Origin of the sequence: Paractinoplanes ferrugineus, from assembly GCF_016862195.1 — a bacterium.
In the GTDB taxonomy this organism is placed as follows: Bacteria; Actinomycetota; Actinomycetes; order Mycobacteriales; family Micromonosporaceae; genus Actinoplanes; species Actinoplanes ferrugineus.
Window position 1 is genome coordinate 42,179 of sequence record NZ_BOMM01000063.1, and the last position, 21,188, is coordinate 63,366.

At 70.9% G+C, this 21,188-nt stretch carries 15 protein-coding genes; 7 read left to right on the top strand and 8 right to left on the bottom strand.

Annotated features, from left to right (window positions below; genetic code table 11):
- Positions 1-120: 120 nt before the first annotated feature.
- The gene (locus Afe05nite_RS34585) at positions 121-1,275 is read right to left on the bottom strand and encodes a type III PLP-dependent enzyme (RefSeq protein ID WP_203821501.1); all 1,155 of its coding nucleotides are present in this window, start codon (positions 1,273-1,275) and stop codon (positions 121-123) included.
- Positions 1,272-4,037: a putative bifunctional diguanylate cyclase/phosphodiesterase gene (locus Afe05nite_RS34590; RefSeq protein WP_203821502.1), complete on the bottom strand. Its 2,766-nt coding sequence runs from the start codon at positions 4,035-4,037 to the stop codon at positions 1,272-1,274. The genes Afe05nite_RS34585 and Afe05nite_RS34590 overlap by 4 nt, the downstream gene beginning before the upstream one ends.
- Before the next feature lie 186 nt (positions 4,038-4,223).
- Here Afe05nite_RS34590 and Afe05nite_RS44705 point away from each other — a divergent pair, with 186 nt between their 5' ends.
- A complete protein-coding gene (locus tag Afe05nite_RS44705) occupies positions 4,224-4,352 on the top strand; it encodes a hypothetical protein (protein ID WP_275407533.1) in 129 nt (42 codons plus the stop codon).
- A 638-nt stretch (positions 4,353-4,990) separates the two neighbouring features.
- Here the strand turns inward: Afe05nite_RS44705 and Afe05nite_RS34595 are convergent.
- Positions 4,991-5,410 (bottom strand): PPOX class F420-dependent oxidoreductase, encoded by a 420-nt coding sequence (locus Afe05nite_RS34595; RefSeq protein ID WP_203821503.1) that lies wholly within the window; start codon positions 5,408-5,410, stop codon positions 4,991-4,993.
- A gap of 80 nt (positions 5,411-5,490) precedes the next feature.
- Between Afe05nite_RS34595 and Afe05nite_RS34600 the strand changes: the two genes are divergently transcribed.
- The gene (locus tag Afe05nite_RS34600; RefSeq protein WP_203821504.1) at positions 5,491-6,447 is read left to right on the top strand and encodes a DNA polymerase domain-containing protein; all 957 of its coding nucleotides are present in this window, start codon (positions 5,491-5,493) and stop codon (positions 6,445-6,447) included.
- Positions 6,448-6,480: 33 nt separating this feature from the next.
- Here Afe05nite_RS34600 and Afe05nite_RS34605 read toward each other — a convergent pair whose 3' ends face one another.
- Positions 6,481-7,008, bottom strand: a complete 528-nt coding sequence (locus tag Afe05nite_RS34605; protein ID WP_203821505.1) for a hypothetical protein — start codon at positions 7,006-7,008, stop codon at positions 6,481-6,483.
- Between the two features lie 134 nt (positions 7,009-7,142).
- Here Afe05nite_RS34605 and Afe05nite_RS34610 point away from each other — a divergent pair, with 134 nt between their 5' ends.
- The 4 genes from Afe05nite_RS34610 (at position 7,143) to Afe05nite_RS34625 (ending at position 14,211) form a co-directional block, all read left to right on the top strand.
- Entirely contained in the window at positions 7,143-8,228 is a 1,086-nt protein-coding gene (locus Afe05nite_RS34610; RefSeq protein ID WP_203821506.1) for a sensor histidine kinase, read from the top strand.
- A complete protein-coding gene (locus Afe05nite_RS34615; protein ID WP_203821507.1) occupies positions 8,228-8,878 on the top strand; it encodes a response regulator in 651 nt (216 codons plus the stop codon). Before Afe05nite_RS34610 ends, Afe05nite_RS34615 begins: the two co-directional genes overlap by 1 nt.
- 102 nt (positions 8,879-8,980) lie before the next feature.
- Positions 8,981-9,532: an AAA family ATPase gene (locus tag Afe05nite_RS34620; protein ID WP_203821508.1), complete on the top strand. Its 552-nt coding sequence runs from the start codon at positions 8,981-8,983 to the stop codon at positions 9,530-9,532.
- A 494-nt stretch (positions 9,533-10,026) separates the two neighbouring features.
- A complete protein-coding gene (locus Afe05nite_RS34625) occupies positions 10,027-14,211 on the top strand; it encodes a GH92 family glycosyl hydrolase (RefSeq protein WP_203821509.1) in 4,185 nt (1,394 codons plus the stop codon).
- A gap of 146 nt (positions 14,212-14,357) precedes the next feature.
- Here Afe05nite_RS34625 and Afe05nite_RS34630 read toward each other — a convergent pair whose 3' ends face one another.
- The 4 genes from Afe05nite_RS34630 to Afe05nite_RS34645 all read right to left on the bottom strand — a co-directional run bounded on the left by Afe05nite_RS34630 (position 14,358) and on the right by Afe05nite_RS34645 (position 17,094).
- Positions 14,358-14,699 (bottom strand): hypothetical protein, encoded by a 342-nt coding sequence (locus Afe05nite_RS34630; RefSeq protein WP_203821510.1) that lies wholly within the window; start codon positions 14,697-14,699, stop codon positions 14,358-14,360.
- A 107-nt stretch (positions 14,700-14,806) separates the two neighbouring features.
- On the bottom strand, positions 14,807-15,832 hold the full coding sequence (locus Afe05nite_RS34635; RefSeq protein WP_203821511.1) for a LacI family DNA-binding transcriptional regulator: 1,026 nt from the start codon (positions 15,830-15,832) through the stop codon (positions 14,807-14,809).
- 54 nt (positions 15,833-15,886) lie between these two features.
- Entirely contained in the window at positions 15,887-16,729 is an 843-nt protein-coding gene (locus tag Afe05nite_RS34640; protein WP_203821512.1) for an NAD(P)-dependent oxidoreductase, read from the bottom strand.
- Positions 16,730-16,806: 77 nt separating this feature from the next.
- Positions 16,807-17,094, bottom strand: coding sequence for an SCO4226 family nickel-binding protein (locus tag Afe05nite_RS34645; RefSeq protein ID WP_239118416.1), 288 nt, complete (start codon positions 17,092-17,094; stop codon positions 16,807-16,809).
- 82 nt (positions 17,095-17,176) lie between these two features.
- Here Afe05nite_RS34645 and Afe05nite_RS34650 point away from each other — a divergent pair, with 82 nt between their 5' ends.
- Complete coding sequence (locus Afe05nite_RS34650; RefSeq protein ID WP_203821513.1) at positions 17,177-19,990, top strand: helix-turn-helix transcriptional regulator; 2,814 nt, start codon at positions 17,177-17,179, stop codon at positions 19,988-19,990.
- Positions 19,991-21,188 lie beyond the last annotated feature (1,198 nt).

The following is a 21,188-nucleotide window of genomic DNA, read 5'->3' on the forward strand; positions in this document are numbered from 1 at the left end:
CCGAGAGGGCGCCCGGTGCCCGAGGTGCGGCGCTGCTTCCTAGAGGGTGATCAGCCCGGCAGGCGACGCACGACACCGGAGATGGGCACGATGCCGCAAGGGGTTCTCATGCCGGGCAGATTACCGCACCCCGCCGACGAAAACGGGCGTCGGCGGGGCGAAGCCGTTGAAGTTGGAGGCGTACGCCAGGGTGTAGGCCCCGGCCGACCCGAAGTAGAGCACGTCGCCGACGGTGAGGCCGGCCGGCAGCGGGATGGCGTAGCCGACGACGTCGGTGGCATGGCCGCTCGGCCCGGCGATCGTGAACGGCAGGGTGGGCTGCTCCGCGTGCTCCGCCACCGACGAGGACATCGGGTAGTCCCAGCCGCCCGGTGACTGCATCGGCTCCATCAGCCCGTGATAGGCCCCCACCTCGACGTAGAGCCAGTGCTCGGTGCCACGCAGCTCACGCCCGATGACCTTGGCAGCCAGCACCGACGCCTCGGCGACGAGGAAGCGCCCCGGTTCGGCGGTCAGCAGCGCGGGCCGGTACGGCAGCAGCGCGATCTCCTGCTCGACGACCTCGCCGAGCTGTTCGATGGACGGCTCACCGGCCCCGTACCGGGCCGGGAAACCGCCGCCGAGGTCGAGCATCGTCAGCTCGATGCCCTCGTCGAGGAGCCGCTCCAGCAGTGCCCCGGCCTGCCGGATCGCCGACCGCCACGCCCCGGTGCTCTGGCACTGCGAGCCGACGTGGAAGGTGACGCCGTACGGTCGCAGACCCATCCGCCGGGCGAGCAGCATCAGGTCGTACGCCTCGTCGAGGTCTGTGCCGAATTTGTTGCCCGCCGGGAAGACGCTCGTGCTGTCGTCGACGCGCAGCCGCACGTAGCAGGCCGCGCCAGGGGCGTTCTCGGCGATCTTGGCGAGTTCGCCGGGGGAGTCGAAGGCGAACCGGAACAGCCCGGCCCCGGCCGCCGCCGCGATCATGCCGGGCGCCTTGACCGGGTGGCTGTAGAGCACGCCGGCCGGGTCGACGCCCTGCGCCTGGAGCATGCGCAGCTCGGCGATGGAGGAGATCTCGAAGCCGGCGCCGGCGTCGGCCAGGGTCCGCAGGATCTCGGGGGAGGAGTTGCACTTCATCGCGTAGTGGGCGCGGACACCGGGCAGGGCCGTGGTGAAGGCCGCATAGCGGTCGGCGACCGTGTCGAGGTCGGTGACCAGGTAGGGGGTCGGGACGTCGATCACCCGCAACATGTCCGCGGACAGCACGGACGCGACGGCGCTGGAGATCATGCGACTCCTTCGACTGAAACGGGCGGGGTGGCGGTGGGCGCGACGGCGGGTGCGGAACCCAGGAACAACGCCCCGGCCTCCGACGCGGGAACCGGGCGGGAGAAGTAGTAGCCCTGGGCGAAGTGGCAGCCCATCTCGCGGAGCGCGGCGAGCTGACCGAACTCCTCGATGCCCTCGGCCACGGTCGCCATGCCGAGGCTCTTGCCGAGCTGCACGATGGTGTCGGCGAGGGCGGTGTCGTCGGTGAGGGCGCCGAGCCGCTCCACGAACGACCTGTCGATCTTGAGGGTGTCGACCGGGAAGCGGCGCAGGTAGGCAAGCGACGAGTAGCCGGTGCCGAAGTCGTCGATGGCCAGCGTGACGCCGAGGGCCTTGAGCCGCAGCAGCTGCTCCAGGTTGTCGTCGGTGTCGGTCATCAGCACGCTCTCGGTCATCTCGAGGCACAGCTGGGCGGCCGGCATGCCGGTCTCGGCCAGGATCCGGGCGACGACGTCGGCGAGTTCGGCCCGGTCGAACTGACGCACCGACACGTTGACCGCCATCTTGACCGATCGCCCGTCCGACTGCGCGGACCATTCGACGGCCTGCCGGCACGCCTCCTCGAGGACCCAGCGGCCCAGCGGCACGATCAGCCCGGTGGCCTCGGCGATCGGGATGAACTCGGCCGGCGGGATCAGGCCGCGCTGCGGGTGCTGCCAGCGGGCCAGCGCCTCGAAGCCGATCACCTCACTGGTGACCAGGTCGACCGTCGGCTGGTAGTGCAGTTGCAGCTGGCCACGTTCGAGGGCGACGCGCAGGTCGGCCTCCAGCTCGAGCCGCTCGACCAGGCCGGCGAGCATGTCCGGGTGGTAGGCGGCGTAGCAGCCCCCGCCGGCCGACTTGGCCTTGTACATGGCCAGGTCGGCGTTGCGCATGAGCTGCTCGGCGCCGTCGCCCTCGCTCTCGCCGAGCGCGCTGGCCGCGGCGAGGCCGATGCTGGCCTGCACGTGGATGTCCCGGGTGTCGCTGCCGAACGGCTGCTCGAGCACCTCGACGATGCGCCGGGCCACCTGTTCGGCGTCGTCGGCGGTCAGCAGCGCCCGCACGAGTACGGCGAACTCGTCCCCGCCGAACCGGGCCACCACGTCGTCCTCGCGCACCGAGGCCCGCAGCCGGTCGGCCACCTGCACCAGGAGCTGGTCGCCGGCCAGGTGCCCGAGGCTGTCGTTGACCTCCTTGAAGCCGTCGAGGTCGAGGAAGAGCACGGTCACGTCGTCGGCGGGACCGCGGGTGCGCAGCGCCTCGGACACCCGCTCCCGGAACAGCGCCCGGTTGGCGAGCTGGGTGAGCGCGTCGTGGTACGCCTCGTGGACGAGCTGGTCCTGCAGGTCCTTGCGCTCGCTGATGTCACGGGTGTTGAGCACCAGTCCGGCCACGCTCGGGTCGGAGAGCAGGTTGGTGATCGTCACCTCGGCGTGCCGGCTGCGGCCGTCGCGGTGCCGTACCGGCAGCTCCAGCACGGTCGTCGCGTACGGCCGGCCGGCCACCTGGCGCAGCGCCTGGGCGAGCCGCATGCTCGACTCCGGGTCGAGCAGTTTGGTCAGCCGGCGACCGCTGAACGACCGGGCCGGGTAGCCGAAGACGCGCTGCACCGACTCGCTCTGGTAGAGCACGTCGGCCTCGGGGCTGACCACGGTGACGACGTCGGAGCTGTGCTGCACGAGCGCGTGGAAGCGCTGCTCGCTGGCGAACAGCTCGGCGGTCCGGTCGGCGACCCGCCCTTCGAGGTTTTTCGTCAGGTTGCGGTTCTCCCGCAGCGTCAACAGCTGACGGCCGATGATCAGCAGGATCAGCAGCGATCGGGCGTACGCGATGAAGAGGTTGCTGTGGCCGGTCTTCGCATACCAGACGATCGTGGTGAGCAGGGCCGCGAGCACCGCGACGTAGGGCAGCAGGATGCCGACTGGCTGGTTGCTCTCAGCCACCTCCCCAGCGGGCCGAGCGGGCGGCAGCGGTTTCATCGCGGCCAGCAGGATCAGCCCGAAGCCGGCGAACCAGCCGATGTCGCTGATCTGCCCGGGCCGGTACGTCCCGACGAGGTGGAAGTAGGCGTAGCAGACGTCGGCGACGGCGAACGCGGCCATCCCGCCGGCGATCAGCAACAGGGAGCCGAAGGCCCGGCCGTGCCGGCGCTGCTGCGCGAGCATGTACAGCACGATCGTGATGATCACGACGTCGCCGAGCGGGTAGCTGAGACCGGTGTAGAGCTCGAGTGGCGTGCGGCCGGCGGAGGCCAGCAGCGGCGAGATCAGGAAGATCCACGCGATCAGGACCAGCGAGATCGCCACCATCAGGCCGTCGAGCACGCTGCGGATCCGGTTGGCCAGGGCCTGCTGGGCGCTGGGCAGGACGAGCAGGCCGGTCGAGGTGAACACGATCATGCCGAGGTAGCCGAGGGTGGCCGGCGAGGAGAAGCCCGGCGCCGTCCGGTAGATGTCGACGACCTGGCCGGCACCCCAGCTGAACGCCCCCAGCCCGATCAGCAGCCAGCCGCCGCGGGACCGGCCGCGATACCACCGGGCGCACTCCATGGACGCGATCGCGGCCGAGAACGCGGCGTAGCAGAGGCCGTAACCGGCCACCTTCTGAGTCGCCCACGGCCCGGCGGCGCCGGTGCTGAGCAGCACGGCGAACAGGACGAAGGCGACGCCCACCCCGATGCACAGCCGCGACCAGATCGCGGGAGTGACCGGGGTTCTTCCCCGCGCTTGGGTCGCAGCCATCAGCTGTGTCTCCGGTCCGGTGGTGGTCGTCCCGAGATGGACGGCCGTACGGGTGATCGGGATATCAGCCGGTCGCTTGAGGAAAACCCGGCGCAAAGGTGGTTCCTTCAGGTGCAAATCGGTTGCCAAGACATAGACGTACGTAACTTTCCTACGCACCTGACAGCTTCGATACCGGCAGTCCGGTTGGCGCCCACCGACGCCGCCGACGCGCTGTTCCGCACCGGCCGGGCCGACCAGCCGGTGTTCGACTCCAAGATCCGCGGGGTGGGGGACCGCGCGCGTCAGGTCCGCGACTCGCTGCGGGCGTCGTGAGAAGCGCTTCACCGCTCCCTGCTGCACCCGAGCTTCGCCGGCGCCGCCGGGTCGTACGCCGGCTTCGACCGGGCGGCACGGCGGATGGCTGCCGCGGTGGGCACTGGTCGACAGCGCAACCAAGCATCATGACCGGCGATCCGGTCACCCCCGGCCGACTCGCCTTACCCCGGGCGTACCGGGGTCTCCTACTACTTCGACCGCGGTTACGTCCCGTCCTCGCTGCGACTCGGGACCGGCTGGGTGGCCGGGGGCGGCGACAACGGCCGCCGAGCTCGGTCACCGGACCGATGCCCAGCTGCTCGCGGGGCGCGGCCGGTGGTACCGCACCCTGGCTCGGCCAGAACTGCATCCCCTGGTCGGCCGGGGGCCGGGCGGGACGATCGAGCACACCCGCGGTGACCAGCCGTCCCGCTGGGGCGGCGCGGCCGGCGGCCGGCCGCCGTCGGTCGACCGGGCGGGCCGTTTCGGTGCGGCCGCCGCGGTCTCGGATATCTCACAAGCCGCCGGCTTGGTCCGAGGCGGCGGCGACGGTCTCGGCTCCGGCGGGGACGGCGCTCGCCGCGTACCCGATCTCGATGGAAGTGACCGGCGCCCAGCCGGTGGTTGCGACGGCGAGCCTGGTCGTCAGGGAGCCGTTACTGGGTCCATCCGTAGAGGTGCTCGACGTGGATGCGGACGACCAGCCGGCCGTCCGCGACCATGGCGCGCCGGTAGTCCGCCCAGTCCGGGTGTTCCTTGCCGGCGATCAGCCGGTAGATCTCGATCAGCTCCTCGACGGTGGCGTCGTCCTCGGCCCACGACGGCGGGGTCAGCTCGGCCGTGCCCTCGGCCACCGCGTAGCCGTAGCCGTCCGGCGCCGTCACCTTGATGCTCACCCGCGGATCGCGACGCAGGTTGTGCACCTTGGCGAGCGCGGTGCGCGTGGAGAACCGAACCAGGCGGTCGCCGGCGGTGTAGCTGACGTCGGACAGCTGGGGCCGCCCGTCCTTCTTGATCGTCGCCACGGTGCCGAGACTCCCGGCAGTGATGACACTCCACAGCTGCTCTTCGGACATGCCTACGAATCTACTGTGCAGCCGTCCCCCGCGACGCCCGGAACTCAGCGGGCGGCCCCGAAACGGGGGAGGATGGCGGGGTGGCGCAGACTGCTGAGGAACGGGACGGGGTCAAACTGACCAACCTCGACCAGGAGCTGTACGAGGGGGCCGGCGCGACCAAACGCGACCTGATCGACTATCTGGACGCGGTCGGCGAACGGTTCGTCGGCGTGCTCCGGGACCGGCCGTTGTCGGTGATCCGGCTGCTCCGCGGGCAAGACCAGTTCATGCAGAAGAACCTGCCGAAATACACGCCCGAGTGGGTGCCGCGCACCGAGATGTGGGCGGAGGCCTCGCATCGCAAGGTCACCTACGGCCTGTGCAACGATCGCCGGACGCTGCTGTGGTTCGGCAACCAGCGAGCCATCGAGTACCACCCGGCACTGATGCTGGCCGGCGACCAGCACCCGACGCACCTCATCATGGACCTGGACCCGCCCGAGGGTGGCGGATTCGACACGGCGGTCGCGGCCGCGAAACTCGTCAAGCGGGTCCTGGACGATCTCGGTATGGCCGGCGCACTCAAGACCAGCGGCTCCAAGGGCGTGCACGTGTTCGTCCCCCTCGACGGCAGATCCCCGGCCGACGAGGTGGCCGCCGCCACCCGCGCCGTCGCCGTGCGAGCGGAGAAGCTCGACCCCGAACTCGCCACCACAGCCTTCATCCGCGACGACCGCCACGGCAAAGTCTTCCTGGACGCGACCCGCTCCGGCGGCGCCACCATCGTGGCCGCCTACAGCCCCCGAATCCGGCCCGGTCTGCCCGTTTCCTTCCCGGTCAGCTGGGACGATGCCGACAGCGTCGACCCCGCCGACTTCACCATCCACACCGTCCCCGCCTTGCTGGGCAGCCGCGACCCGTGGGCGTCAGCCATGCCCGTCCCGCAGACACTCGACCCCGGCCTGATCGAACAGGGCCACACCATCCCGGTAGCCCGAGTGCAGGCCATGCACGAGGGCAAGAGACGCGCCAAAGCCCGTCGCGAGGCAGAGTAACCACCCAGCCGGGGGCCTTGCCGTTCGCCGGGGCTACAAAAGGTCTCGCCAGAACGGGACTGTGGCGCGCACCCGCTGTTCCGCGGGCGCGCCGAGGGCGAACTCGCGGCTGAGCCAATCGCTGAGGTCGTTTCCATAATGGGCGACGTCGGTCTGGTAGACGGAGAGCACCGGGTGGCCGGCAATGGCCGCCGGCAGATAGCAGTGGGAATGGACCGAGATCATTCGGGGGGCGGTCACCAGGTAGCGTTTTGCCACTTCCATGGCGGCCACCGGGTTGTCGGGCTGTGGACCCCAGCCCTCGTACCAGAATTTGTTCTCCGCGACGTCGAAGATGACGCCCTCGACCGGCCAGGCCAGGCGTTCGCGCAGGGCCGCGCGGTCGGGGCTGCGCCAGTCCGGCCAACCGCGGCCCGCGGGCAGGCCGGCGGCGAGGAACTCGCGGTGGTCGGGGGCGAAGGTGAAGCCGAACTCGTGCTCGATCGCCGACAGCTCCGATTCGGAGAGTCCGGCGGCGATCGGGAATCGGCCGGAAGCGGCGAGTAGTTCCGCGGCGGTCACCCGGTTACCTTATCGGGGTGAGCGTCCCGAGCGAACTACGTCAATTGGTGTAGTCGGTACGTCAGGAGGCGTCGGTGCAGGTGACGGCGGGGAGACGACGCGGCCGGCGGGTCGGGAAATTTAACGTTCCGGCCATGAACTTCATTCTCACTCTGCTGGGTGTGCCGGCTGGGCTCGCGATCACCGGCGGCAACACGCAGACGGTCATGACTGCCACGCTCGCTCTCTGGCTTGCCCTCTTCTCCCTCTTCCTGCGGCGGTGGCCACTGAGCGTGGTCATTCTGTCGGTGCTCTCGGTGGTGGCGTTCCACACCGCCGGCCTGATCGGGTCCGGCTGGGTGTGGCCGGCGACGGCCGGGCTGGTGGCGCTCGCGCTGAGCGGACGGCTGCGGGCCGCGATCATCACGGCGGGGAGCGGACTTGCGTACGGGCTGGCCTGGGATGGTTTCGTCGACCTCGACCATGACGTCAGCTGGTCGCTGGCGCACGTCGGCGGCGAGGCGTTGTGGGCCGCCGCCGTACTCGCGGCCGCGACCGCGTACCGCAACACACTGCTCTGGCGGACCGAGGTCGCGCGGCGCCTGGAGCAGGACGACCACGAGCGGGAACTGGACGCCCGGCGCCGGCGGGCCGAGGAGCGCGTCGAGATCGCCCGCGATCTGCACGATGTCGTCTCGCACACGCTTGCCGTCGTGGGGGTGCACCTCAATGTCGCGATGGACGCCTTCGACACCGATCCCGGGGAGGCCAGGGAGTCGCTGCGGCTGGCCCAGGACGTACGCGGAAGAGCGATGACCGACTTGAAGTCCCTGGTCGGCGTACTACGGGCGGGGCCGGTCGCGCACCTGTCCGACCTGGCGGGGCTGATCGAGCAGGTGCGGGCCGCGGGCCTCGACGTGACACTCAACGAGTTCGGCGAACCGGTCGACGTGCCCGCGCCGGTTGCCACCGCCATCTTCCGGGTGGTCCAGGAATCGTTGACCAACACGGTCCGGCACGCGGCGGCGAGCCGGGCGGCGGTGACGCTGCGCTACTCTCCCGCCGGCGTCCTCGTCGATGTGCAGGACGACGGCGGCGGTGCGGACGACCCGGCCGACGGTTACGGCATCTCCGGCATGCGCGAGCGGGTGGCCGCGCTGGGCGGCGCCCTCACGGCGGGCCCCACCAAGGACGGTTTCACCGTACGAGCGACCATCCCGATCGCGGCCCAGGACGACTGATGACCATCACGGTTCTCCTCGCCGACGACCAGCACCTGGTCCGGGCCGGTTTCCGCAGCCTGCTCCGCCGGGACCGGGAGATAGCCGTCGTCGGCGAGGCCGCCTCGGGTGACGAGGCGGTGCGCGCCGCCCGGCAGTTCAAGCCGGACGTGATCCTGATGGACATCCGGATGCCGGGCCTCGACGGCATCGCCGCCACCCGCGAGATCCTGGCCGAACTCCAGACCCGCGTCCTGATCCTGACCACGTTCGAGACCGATGAATATGTGTTCGCCGCCCTGGCCGCCGGGGCCAGCGGTTTTCTGACCAAGGAGATCGACCCCGAGGGCCTCCGGCAGGCGGTTCGGGTGGTCGCAGCCGGTGACGCCCTGTTGTCGCCGAGCGTGACCAGGCGAGTGGTGAGTCAGTTCGCCAACCGTCCCGTGGCCGCCGCCCCCGGAGCCGACCGCCTCGCCGTGCTCACCGACCGCGAACGAGAGGTCGTCCGCCTGGTGGCCACCGGCCTGTCGAACGAGGAGATCGCCCGCAAGTTGGTGATCAGCCCGCTGACGGCCAAGACCCACATCGGCCGCGCCATCACCAAACTCGGCGTCCGCGGCCGCGTCCAGCTGGTGATCATCGCCTTCGAGGACGGCCTCGTCAGCTCCTGACCGACCCCGCGGCCCGAGGTGGTGCCTGGTGCGGCCGGCGCCGGGTAGGCGGGCCGGGGAAAGGCGGCGACAGGTGGCGAGGGGCGCTCGTAGGGTGGCGGGATGCGGCGGATTCTGGTCTACGGGGTGACCGGGTCGGGCAAGTCCACTTTGGCGCAGCGGATCGGGGAGCGGCTTGGCCTGCCCTATCACGCGATCGACGATCTGACGTGGGAGCCGGGGTGGGTCCCGGTCAGTGACGAGGTGCAGCGGGAACGGGTGCGCGCGGTCTGTGCCGGGGACGCCTGGGTGATCGACTCGGCGTACTCGAAGTGGGCCGACGTTCCGTTCGCGCGGGTCGAGGTGGTGGTGGCGCTCGATCTGCCTCGGTGGTTGAGTCTTTCGCGACTTCTGCGCCGAACAGTCGGGCATGCGCTGCGGCGCACGCCGACGTGCAACGGCAACTACGAGACGTGGCGGAACGCCTTCCTCAGCCGGGAGTCGATTCTGGTCTGGCACTTCCGGTCGTTCAAGCGTAAGCAGCGCCGGATGCGGGCCTGGCACGCCGACCCGGAGTTTCGCCCTCGACTTGTTCTGCTGCGCAGCCCGGCCGAGGTGGAGTGCTGGGTCGCCGCTCTGCCCGACCAGCGGCGATCAGGCGCCGGCCCGGCGTAGGCGTTCCCCAGCCTGTTCCGAGACCGCGGCGGTGCCGTGGCCGTGGCCCGCCAGGTAGGGGATGCGGGGCCACGGGCCGGGCTCGCCGTGGTCCCATCTGGTCCACTCGGGGGTGGGCAGTGGGGGTTCGACCGCTCCGGGCGCGTCGCCGCCGACCTCGAGGTCGGCGGCCAGTTCACCATCGCGGCCAGTGGGGCGGCACCTCGGACATGTGCGCCGAGGAGTGCGGCACGGTGGCGGGCGCCACGCCGAGATGCTCGCGGCACCACCCGGAAAGCCATTCAGGCAGCATCAGGAAACGCACACGATTAAACATGGCGGTGAAGGCCCGACCTGTCCGTCTCGAACCATATGCCATGCATGGAGCCGGGGCAAGGTGGTCAATGACATCGATGTCAGTCATGCGCGATTCTGTTTGAAAGAGTCTTGCCTATTTATAGATTTACAAGTAACGATGTGTTGCGGAGGTAACGGGAACGAAGTGAGGAGCCCGGATGAACCATCCACGATGGGTAGTCGCCGCCGCGTCATCGAGTCTGCTGGGAGCGATCTTGATCGGTAGCCCGGCGCACGCCGCCGAGCCCGCGGCGTTCGCGTCGTCGTTCGAAATCGGTGATCCACAGCCGGACTGGACCGACACGGTCGAACGGGCGAGCGGAGTCGACGGCGAGATCAGCTCCGGCATGCCCGGCAGCCTGCGCTCGCACGTCACCGCGATCGCGGTGAACGCCCAGCCCAACTCGAGCGAGAACGGCGCCAACCTGAACGACGGCGACGCCGCCACCAAATGGCTGGTGGACACGTCGCCGAGCTGGGCGCAGTACACCCTGAACGCCCCGGCGACCGTCGTGCGATATGCGTTGACCAGCGCGAACGACGCACCGGAACGGGATCCGCAGGACTGGACGCTGCAGGGCTCGACCGACGGCGCGAACTGGACGACTGTCGACTCGCGGGCGGGCCAGACGTTCGCCGACCCGTTCACCACCAACACCTACGAGGTGGCGGCGCCGGGAAGCTGGAGCGTCTACCGGCTCACCGTCACCGCGCACCCGTCGGGCAACCTCACCCAGCTCGCCGACCTCGAACTGGCCGGTGCCGACACCACGCCCCCGCAGCAGGGCCCGGCGCAGAGCCGGATCGGCAGCGGTCCGGCCGGCTCACCGACCGCCAAGGCGAACGCCGGCTACTCCGGGCTCAAGGCCTTCCAGCTGGCCGGGCGGCACACCACGGACGGGCGCGGTTACGCGTACAGCAAGGTCTTCGACGTTGATCTGAGCGTGCGCGACGACACCGAGCTCGCCTATCTGGTCTTCCCGGAATTCAATCGGGCCGACCTGAGCAATCCGGCGACCTACACCGCTGTCGATCTCGCCTTCACCGACGGGACCTATCTGTCCGATCTGAAGGCCACCGACCAGCACGGTGTGGTGGTCAGCCCGGCCGCGCAGGGCGCCGCCAAGACGCTCTACACCGCGCAGTGGAACCAGCGGACGGCGCGGATCGGCAAGGTCGCGGCGGGCAAGACCATCGACCGGATCCTCGTCGGGTACGACAAGCCGAGCGGGCCGACGAGCTTCCGGGCCTGGTTCGACGACATCTCCATCGCGAACGTCGCGCCCGCGAAACCCCGGGCCCACCTGGCCGAGTACGCGGAGACGCGACGCGGGACCCAGTCGTCCGGCGACTTCTCCCGGGGGAACAACTTCCCCGCCACCGCTGTGCCGCACGGATTCAACTTCTGGACGCCGGTGACCGATGCCGGCTCGACGAACTGGCTCTACCAGTGGTCGCGGCAGAACAACGCGGCGAACCGCCCGACGATCCAGGCGTTCTCCGCCAGCCACGAACCGTCGCCGTGGATGGGTGACCGGCAGACGTTCCAGGTGATGCCGTCGCTCGCGGCGGGGGTCCCGGACGCGAACCGCGGCAACCGGGCGCTCGCCTTCGGCCATGAGAACGAGGTGGCCAAGCCCTACTACTACGGGGTCACGTTCGACAACGGGCTGACGACCGAGCTCGTACCGACCGATCACGCGGCGCTGATGCGGTTCACCTTTCCCGGCGACGACGCCAACCTGATCCTCGACAACGTCAACGGCAACACGGGGCTGACCATCGACGCCGCCAACCAGTCGTTCTCCGGCTGGTCCGACGTCAACAGCGGTAGCCTGTCGGCCGGCTGGACGCGGATGTTCATGTACGCCACGGTGGACGCCCCGATCACCGCGAGCGGCATGCTGACCAGCGGGAACCGGCCGTCCACCGGCTATCTCAAGCTCGGCGCGAGGACCGTCGACCTGCGGATCGCCACGTCGCTGATCAGCGTGGCCCAGGCCAAGCACAACCTCGAACTGGAGGTCGGCGCGGACGAGTCGCTGGAGTCGGTGAAACAGAAGGCCCTGCACGCCTGGGACGCCAAGATGACGACGGTCGAGGTCGAGGGGGCGTCGGAGGACCAGCTCACGACCCTCTATTCGAACCTGTACCGGCTGTTCCTCTACCCGAACTCGGGCTACGAGAACACCGGGACGGCTGACACGCCGGTCTACAAGCACACTGTGCAGTCCGCGGTGAGCTCACCCGGCAGCACGCCCACCGAGACCGGGGCCCCGGTCAAGGACGGCAAGGTTTACGTCAACAACGGGTTCTGGGACACCTATCGCACCACGTGGCCGGCCTATTCGCTGCTCACACCGGGTCAGGCCGGCGAGATGGTGGGTGGGTTCGTGCAGCAGTACCAGGACGGCGGCTGGATCTCCCGCTGGTCGTCGCCGGGGTACGCCAATCTCATGGTCGGGACCAGCTCCGATGTGGCCTTCGCGGACGCGTACCTCAAGGGGGTCAAGGGTTTTGACGCCGACGCGGCCTATCGGTCGGCGCTGAAGAACGCGACGGTGGCACCGCCCAACCAGAACGTGGGCCGCAAGGGGCTGACGACCTCGATCTTCAAGGGGTACACCCCGTCGGACGCGACCGGGGAGGCGATGTCGTGGGCGATGGACGGCTACATCAACGACTTCGGCATCGCGAACATGGCGGGCGCGCTCGGCAAAACCGAGGAGGCGGAGTACTTCCGTGATCGGGCGTTGAACTATGTCAACATGTTCGACCCGAGCGTCGGCTTCTTCCAGGGCAAGGACTCCGCCGGCCGATGGCGGTGGGGATCGGATTACGACCCCCGCGTCTGGGGCTACGACTACACCGAGACCGACGGCTGGAACATGGCGTTCCACGTGCCGCAGGACGGGCAGGGGCTGGCCAACCTCTACGGCGGCAAGGCGGCGCTGGCCGACAAGCTCGACAAGTTCTTCGCCACCCCGGAGACGGCCGGCTTCCCCGGCTCCTACGGCGGCACCATCCACGAGATGCTCGAGGCCCGCGACGTACGGATGGGTCAGTGGGGCTTCAGCAACCAGCCCTCGCACCACATCCCCTACATGTACGACTTCGCCGGTCAGCCTTGGAAGACCCAGGCCCTGGTCCGGGAGGCGACGTCCCGGCTCTATCCGGGCAGCGAGATCGGCCAGGGCTACCCCGGTGACGAGGACAACGGCGAGATGTCGGCGTGGCAGGTGTTCTCGGCACTCGGCTTCTATCCGCTGCAGATGGGCAGCCCGGCGTACGCGATCGGCTCGCCGCTCTTCAAGAAGGCCACGGTCAACCTGGAGAACGGCAAGAAGATCGTCATCAACGCCCCGCGCAACAGTGCCGCCAACGTCTACGTCCAGGGCCTCGAGGTCAACGGCGCCGCCTACGACCAGACCTCGCTCCCGCACGCACTGCTGGCCGGTGGGGCGACGCTCGACTTCGACATGGGCCCGCAGCCCTCGAAGTGGGGTGCCGGTTCGCCGCCGCCGTCGCTGACCACCGGGTCGGCCGTGGCCGCCCCGCTGCGCGACCTGACCGGTGCCGGCCAGGGCACGGCGTCGATCCCGGCGCTCGTCGACGACACCTCGGCCACCCGGTCGGCGGTCGCCGGGACCTTCACCTACCAGTTCGCGTCGGCCGGGGAACAGGCCACCTTCTACACACTGACCTCGGCCGACACCGTCGGGACCGACCCGGCGTCGTGGACGCTGCGCGGCTCCTACGACGGGACGACCTGGACCACCGTCGACAGCCGAACCGCGCAGACCTTCGACTGGCGGCTCCAGACCAGGCCGTTCAAGATCGCCAACCCGGGCCGGTACAAGTACTACGCCCTCGACCTGAATGGCTCGCTGGCCGAGGTGGAACTGCTCGGCCGGCCCGCCCTGGCCTGCACCACCACGATCGCCGACCAGGTGACCGGCGCCCTGACGATCAAGTCGGGGGTCACCTGCCTGGCCCCCGGCGCCACCGTGACCGGTCTGGTCACGGTGACCAAGGGGGCGTCGCTCCACGCCACCGGCGCCACCCTCAAGGCGGCGGTCACGGCGACCGGGGCGGGCACCTTGTCGCTGCTCAACACCACGATCGGCGGCATCGTCACGGCGACCGGGTCGGGCCCGGTGGCCCTGGAACACAACACGATCCGCGGCCGGGTCACGCTGACCTCCGGCCACGGCTCGACGGTGGTGGCGGCGAACACCATCAACGGCTCCTTGACGTGTACGGCCAACGAGCCCCCACCGGTCGACAACGGCCTGAAGAACGCCGGGACGGGCCCCCGCCTCGGCCAGTGCGCCGAGTTGTAGGCCCGGGGAAGGCGAGCCGGCCGGGCGGTCAGTCACGCCCGGCCGGCGTTGCTGGCGCTCGCCTCGATGGTGACGGCATCGCCCACCGCGTAGACCGACTTGACCGAGGTGACCACTAGGGTCCGCGCGCGCTCCCCGCTGCCCCGTCAGAGGCGCGTGATCGCGACCGCCGGGAGGAGCATCAGCAGGGTCAGAACCACATAGGCGCCGCCCAGGCCGGAGCGGTGGTTGCGGGTGGAGATCACGGCGGCGACGAACGGGCCCAGCAGGGTGGCGAAGGCGGCCGCGTCGAAGATGTCGTCGCCGCGGCGGGCGCCGGTCAGGCCGTACAGCAGAAGCAGCGGGACCGTGACCAGCCAGCCCAGCGTGACCGCCGTCAGTTTCAGATGCAGGTGGGTGCGCCGGCCCGGCTCCGCCGGGTCCTTCTGCAGGGCGAACGCCATGCGCGCGGCATAGCCGGCGGGGGCCGGCTGGTCCTTGGTGGTCACCCGGCGAACCCTATTGACCCGGCCCGCCGGGCGCATCACCCGGAACGGACAATTCACCCGTCTCCGGCACGTCGTTAACGACGTGCCGGGCAAATGAGATCAGCTCTTTACCGTGGCCGGTGTGGTTGACGTTCGCCGGAGCCGCGGGCGATCAAGGACGTCGAGATGACGATGGTCCGGACCGGGCCGTTATGGCCGCTGATGCGCTGATAGGCGAGCCTCGCCGCCTCTCGCCCGATCGCACTCATGTCGTGCGCGACGACCGTCGTGCCGAGCACATCGGCCAGGTCGAAATCGTCGAACCCGACGAGCGCGGGCGGTTCGATCCGGTCGCGCAGGGCGCGCAGAGCCCCCGTGGTCAGGCGGTTGTTGGTGGTGAAGATCGCGGTCGGCGGATCGTCGAGGGTCAGCAACTCGCGGATCGTGCGCTCAGCGTGTCGCACATCGTGCACGTCCGTGCGCAGATAGGGCTCCCAGGCCGCGTTGCCGGCCGACCGCATCGCGCTCACGAAGCCGTCGATGCGGCCGCGCTGCGGGGCCAGCCGGGCCAGGTCGGCGACCATCGCGATGCGCCGGTGGCCGTACGCCAGCAGATGCTCGCCGGCACTGCGGGCGCCGCCGGCGTTGTCGATGAGCACGGCGTCGGCGGCCAGCCCGTCCGGCGGCCGGTCCAGGAAGACGAACGGGACGCCCCGGTTGCCCTCGATCGCGAGGTATTCGTGGTCGTCGCCGCTCGGGATCACCAGCAACGCCCGTACCCGCCGCTCCAGGAACGCGTCGACCAGACTGCGCTCCAGTTCGGCGTCCTCGTCGTTGTTCGCGGTGATCAGCAGCAGGCCGTGCTGGCGCAGCTCGCGCTCGATGCCGCTGGCCACCGCCGAGTAGAACGGGTTGGCCAGGTCGCCGCTGACCAGCCCGACAAGCGCGGAGGTGGCGCCTCGCCGCAGCTCCCGGGCGATGCCGTTGAGCCGGTAGCCGAGCCGGTCGGCGGCGTCCTGCACGCGCCGGCCGGTCGACGGCGCGACGTTGGGCTCACGGTTGAGGGCGCGGGACGCCGTCTTGAGGCTGACTCCCGCGAGCGCGGCCACTTCGGTGAGTGTCGGCCGGCGGACGGTCGATTCGTCGGAGGGCATGTCGCTCCGCTGGTAGGGCGGCCGGAAACGGAGCAAGTATGACATCGATATCGGTCATCGCCGCACGTCCAGCCGCGCCACGATGTCGTCGGGTGCGAGGTCGGTGGCGGTCTCCGGAAAGCCCTCGGCCAGGCGGGTGCCGGCGATCTCGGCATAGACCTCGGCGATCGCCGTGAACAGGTGCGGCGTCAACCCGGCCGCCTCCTGCGTCGCGGCCACCTCGAGCATCTCCGCGACGAACCGATGCGCCTTCGGCGCCGACGTCGCGACGGCCGCGGTCCGCGCGAGATCGTTGCGCTCCAGATCAAGAAGAACCGGCGAGAGTACGCCGTGCGCGCCGGCCACCCGGATGGCCTGGGCGACGAGTGCCGTCAAACCCTTGTAGACGCTGCCCGTACACATCTTCACCGCACTGGCCGCCCCGATCCGATCGCCGACGACGACCGGAACGACGGTGTCGCCCCAGGGAAGTCCGGCGACCTCACCCGCATCCGCCCCGGCCAGGTAGAGAAAGGTGCCGCCGACCCGGTGCGGCGGCGGCCCGGAGATCGCGCCGTCGACGACCCGCAGGCCGGGCAGGTCCTGGGCGATCGCGGTCATCGTCTCGGGTGACACCGCGTTGAGATCGGCGATGATCTGCCCGCCTCTGGTGGTCTCCCGGATCCGCCGGGCGGCCTCCCGGGCGGCACCGGGCGGCGTCACCGAGAGCACGACGTCAGCCGTGCTCAGCACGTCCGCCACCGTCGGCAGGACCTCGAGGGCGGCCTCGGCGGCGAGTCCAGCGGTGCGGGGCGAACGCCCCGCCACCGTCGTGACGACGCGAGCGCCGTTGGTTCGCAAGGCGGCGCCGAGGCCCGCCCCCATCTGTCCGGGGCTCAGAATTCCGACGATCGGCATGGCCAATGTCTACCCCGCCACGGCCCGTGGTGGTCGCGGTGCCCCCCTCGGTCACCGCGAACCGCCTGTTCCGGAGCTCAGACCTCGGTGGTCAACTCGTAGACCTCCGTCGTCGGGTGCCCGGCGCGTTCGTGAACCCGCATCACGGCCTCCTTGCTCGGGCCGGTGCTCAGGCAGAAGACCTTGCCCGACTCCGGGTCGAGCCAGGCCCGCTCGAAATGCACCCCCTCCTCGCCCTCGATCTTCAGGTCGGCTTCGTGGGCGTCGGCGAGTTGCTCCGGGGTGACGCCGTGGAATCCGCTGTGCACGTCCATGAACTTGGCCATCAGGTGGCGCTCCTCCTGCTGTCGCGATGTTGCTGACATGGGAAGACTGCCGTGAGCCGGGCAGTCGGACATCGGTCATTGCACCTAGGAAGGCCCCCCGGGGTGACCTAAAGTCGCGAGCGTGGACAGCGCGCTCAGCAGCCCGATCCTCGTCGGGCGCGACGATCTGGTGGCGCTCGCCGCGCGCCGGCTCGGCCTGGCCGCGCGGGGGAGCGGCGAACTGCTGTTCCTCGCCGGCGAAGCGGGCATCGGCAAGACCCGGCTGCTCGCCGAGATCGTCCGGCGGGCGGCCGGTTTCACCGTGGTGGGCGCCGGAGCGTCGCCGGGTGACAGCGAGGTCGCCGGCGCGGTTCTGGCCGATCTGGGCGCCGAACTGCTGCGAAATCCGGTGACCTTGGCGGCCGGGGCGGGCGTTTCCCGGCGGCTCCGGGAGTTCGCCGACGGCGACGCGGCCCGGCAGCGGCGTCTGCTCGTGGCCGACCTGGCCGAACTGATCGCCGCCGCGGTCACCGGGCCGACCCTGATCACGGCCGAGGATCTGCACTGGGCCGACGACCTGACGCTCGACGTGCTGGCCCGGTTGGGCCGCCGGGCCGCCACCCTGCCGTTGCTGGTGGTCGGCACCTACCGCAGCGACGAGCTCTACCCGCGGGTTCCGATGCGGTCGTGGCGGACCCGGCTGCTGACCCAGCGGCATGCCGAGGAGGTGCGGCTCACCCGGCTCAGCCGGGCCGACACCGCGGCCATGGCAGCGGCCATCGCCGGGTCCGCGTTGCCGGGTGCGGTGACCGGCGACGTGTTCGCCCGCAGCGACGGCATCCCGCTGCACGTCGAGGAATTCCTGGCGTCCCGGGAAAGCGTTCCGGACACCCTCGCCGACGCCGTCCTGGCTCGTGCCTTCGCCCTGTCCGAGCCGGCCCGTGAACTGGCCGGGGTCGCCTCGGTGCTCGGCCGCTCGTTCGACCTCGACCTGCTGACGGCCATCACCGGCGACGGGCCGGCCGCCGTCGACGACGGGTTGCGCGAACTCAGTGACCGGTTCTTCGTGCAGGCCCACGCCGACCGCTCGACGTTCGACTTCCGGCACGCGCTCATCCGCGACGCGCTCTACGCCGACCTCGCCCCGCACCGGCGGCGCGAACTGCACGCCCGCGCCGCCGCGGCGGCCGTCGAGGCGGGCTTCCCGGCCGCCTTCGTGAGCGATCAGTACGAGCGGGCCGCGCTTCGCGAGCCGGCCTTCGCGAACGCGATGGAGGCGGCCCGCTCGGCGGCCGAGATGTCGGCCCACCGCGAGGCGGCGGAACTCTACCGGCGGGCCCAGCGCACGGCGGCGGAAACGATGCCGATCGAGACCCGGGCCGCGCTGCTGACCGCCCTGGCCGCGGAACTCGCCGCGATCGACGACAACGCGGGCGCGTCGTCGGCCTACGCGGAGGCCTACCGGTTACGGATGTCGCTCTACGACCGGCTCGCGGCGGCCGCGCTCGTGCCCGACTGGGTGGCCACCCGGCACCTGCTCGGCGCCGGCCTTGAGGAGCGGGCGGCGGCCCTGCGTGGAGCCCTTCCGCTCATCGCGTTCCGCGACGACTCCGCGGCCCAGGAGGTGCGGGGCAACATCCACGCCGCCCTGGCCGCGGCGTACATGCTCGACCGGCGGCTGGCCGAGGCGATCGAGGACGGCGAATTCGCCAGGTCCATCGCGGTCGAGGACTGCGACCGCGCCATGCGCTGCAACCTCGACGCGACACTCGGGTCGGTGTTGCTGTTCGCCGGCCGGCTCGACGAAGGAACACAGCTCCTGGAAGGGTCCATCACGCGCGCACAGGGCTGGCGGTTCGAGGGGCAGACCGCGCGCGGCTACCGGATGATCGGCTCCAGCATGTCGGTGCTCGTCGAGTACGCGTCGGCGCTGCGATGGTTGCCCGAAGGAATCGCCTACGCCGAACGGGTCGAGCAGATCAACGACCGCAACTACCTGACCGCCCATCTCGCGCACGTCCGCTGGGCCACCGGCGACTGGCTCGGCGCGGAATCGGCCGCCCGGCAGGCCGTCGCCGACAGCGGCGGCATCACCACCCGAATCACCGCGTTGCACGTGCTCGGATTCCTCGCGATGGGGCGCGGGGCGGTCGCCACCGCCACCGAACACCTCGGCGAGGCAGCCTCGCTCGGCTCCGGCATGCGCGAACTCCAACGCGTGTCGCCGGCCTGGTGGGGCCTCGCCGAAGTCGCTCTCGTCAGCGGCGACCACGCCACCGCGGTGCGGCGTTGCGAGAACGGCTTCGAGGCGTCCGCCCGGGTCCGCGACGCCGCCTACCTCTTCCCGTACGTGATCACCGGAGTTCGCGCCCACCTCGCCCGCGCCGGCTCGACGGCCGCGCGGGAATGGCTCGGCCGGACCGCGGAACTGCTCGCCGAACGCCGGATCCCGGGAACCCTCGGCGCCCTCACCCACGCCCGCGGCCTCATCCATCTCCACGAGGGCCAAACCGGCAAAGCCCGCTCGGAACTGGCCGAGGCGGCCCGGTTCTGGACCGGCCGGCAGCGATTCTGGGAGGGCACGGCCGCGCTTGTCGACCAGTCACGGTGCGCTGCGCGCAGCCGCCGGCCGGGCGAGGCGGCGGCCTTGCTGGCAACGGCCAGACAGGCGTACGCCGGGGTCGGCGTTCCCGTGCCCGGATATCTGTCGTCGCCGGACGACCCGATCGACTCCGCGATTGCCCCCGGGTCGCCCGCGCTGCCGGCCCTGCCCGCGCTGTCCCCGCGCGAGGTCGAGGTCGCCCATCTGGTCGCGGCCGGCCTGACCAACCGCGAGATCGCCGCCAAACTGGTGATCGCCCCGAAGACCGCGGCCGCCCATGTCGAGCACATCCGCACCAAGCTCGGCGTCTCCCGGCGCGCCCAGATCGCCGCGTGGGTCGCCACCCTTGGCTGAACCGTGCCGGCCGTTCTACTTCCATCGGGGTACGTCAAACGGGCCATAGCTGATGATCGATCAACTCCGTCAAAATCGTCACCATGGACGCCCCCGGCAACTCAGTGCTGATCTTCACCCTGCTGGCCGTGTTCGTGACCTGCTGCGGCTACTTCGCCGGCCGGACGCACCAGCGGCGGCAGACGGCCGACGATCGCGAAGAGGCCTACCGCGACGGCTACGAGACCGGCACCCGCAGCGTCTTCAGCCTGGCCGCCCGCGCCGTCTCCGGCCGTCGAGCCCACCGCTCCGGCGCCGTGGTGGGCCGTTCCCCAGCCGCCCGTCCCGGCCCGTCCCGGCGTAACGCCCCCGCCCCCGGCCCCGTCCCGCCGGTGAGCAGCGCGCCCGGCCTCGCCCCTCCCGCGGGCAGCGCGCCCGGCCTGGTCTCTCCCGCGGGCAGCGCGGCGGCCTCCGGCCCGGTCTCCTCCGCGGCCGGTGCCGCGGCGCCGGGTTTCGTCTCTCCCGCGGGCGGTGCCGCCGCGCCCGGTCTTCTTGCTCCCTCGAGCGGTGCCGGGCCTGACCTCCTGGCCCCCTCGAGCGGTGCCGCCCCTGGCGTCGGCACCTCCTTGGGCGGTGCCGCCGCAGTGAGTGGCGGACCGCTTCCGGACCAGAAGCGCCGGCGGTCGGAGCCGGTCGGCCAGTCGGCACTGCTGCGTCGCTCGGCGACCCCGGGCTCGTCGCCGATTCCCTCGTCCCGGAGGCCCTCCGCCGGCGAGAACGAGGCGACCTCCCTGGGCTTCCCGGTCCCACCCCCGCCGTCACCGCGGGTCGTAGCCGAGCCGTCGGCCGTCGGCGGAGTGGTCTACCGGCCGTTCCCCGACCCGAACTCCCCGCGCGACGTGCCGAGGTCCCCTGACGACGCACCTCTCGACAGGGGTTCGGCCCCCTCCAAACCGCGGGCGATACCTCGTCCGACCCCGATGCCGTCGTCCGGCAAAGCGGAAAGAATCGTCTCCACACCCGATCCCGCCCTTCCGGAGAACGGCCGAGCGGATCACGGCCTTTCCGTCGTGGGGGGTCCGGACGCGGCGCCCGGGGCGGACCTTGCCGCACTGCCCGGGGCCGCTTCGGCGACCACGGCTGAACCCATCTCGGGAGCGGGTGAGGCGGGCGGGGTGTCCTCGGCGGCGGCGGGAGTCGGCTCCGGCGAAGCGCTCTC

Coding starts and splice junctions, on each gene's coding strand:
- Afe05nite_RS34610 (WP_203821506.1), top strand. CDS start 7,143: ATGAACTTCATTCTCACTCTGCTGGGTGTGCCGGCTGGGCTCGCGATC.
- Afe05nite_RS34625 (WP_203821509.1), top strand. CDS start 10,027: ATGAACCATCCACGATGGGTAGTCGCCGCCGCGTCATCGAGTCTGCTG.
- Afe05nite_RS34645 (WP_239118416.1), bottom strand. CDS start 17,094: ATGTCAGCAACATCGCGACAGCAGGAGGAGCGCCACCTGATGGCCAAG.
- Afe05nite_RS34640 (WP_203821512.1), bottom strand. CDS start 16,729: ATGCCGATCGTCGGAATTCTGAGCCCCGGACAGATGGGGGCGGGCCTC.
- Afe05nite_RS34590 (WP_203821502.1), bottom strand. CDS start 4,037: ATGGCTGCGACCCAAGCGCGGGGAAGAACCCCGGTCACTCCCGCGATC.
- Afe05nite_RS34585 (WP_203821501.1), bottom strand. CDS start 1,275: ATGATCTCCAGCGCCGTCGCGTCCGTGCTGTCCGCGGACATGTTGCGG.
- Afe05nite_RS34595 (WP_203821503.1), bottom strand. CDS start 5,410: ATGTCCGAAGAGCAGCTGTGGAGTGTCATCACTGCCGGGAGTCTCGGC.
- Afe05nite_RS34635 (WP_203821511.1), bottom strand. CDS start 15,832: ATGCCCTCCGACGAATCGACCGTCCGCCGGCCGACACTCACCGAAGTG.
- Afe05nite_RS34615 (WP_203821507.1), top strand. CDS start 8,228: ATGACCATCACGGTTCTCCTCGCCGACGACCAGCACCTGGTCCGGGCC.
- Afe05nite_RS34620 (WP_203821508.1), top strand. CDS start 8,981: ATGCGGCGGATTCTGGTCTACGGGGTGACCGGGTCGGGCAAGTCCACT.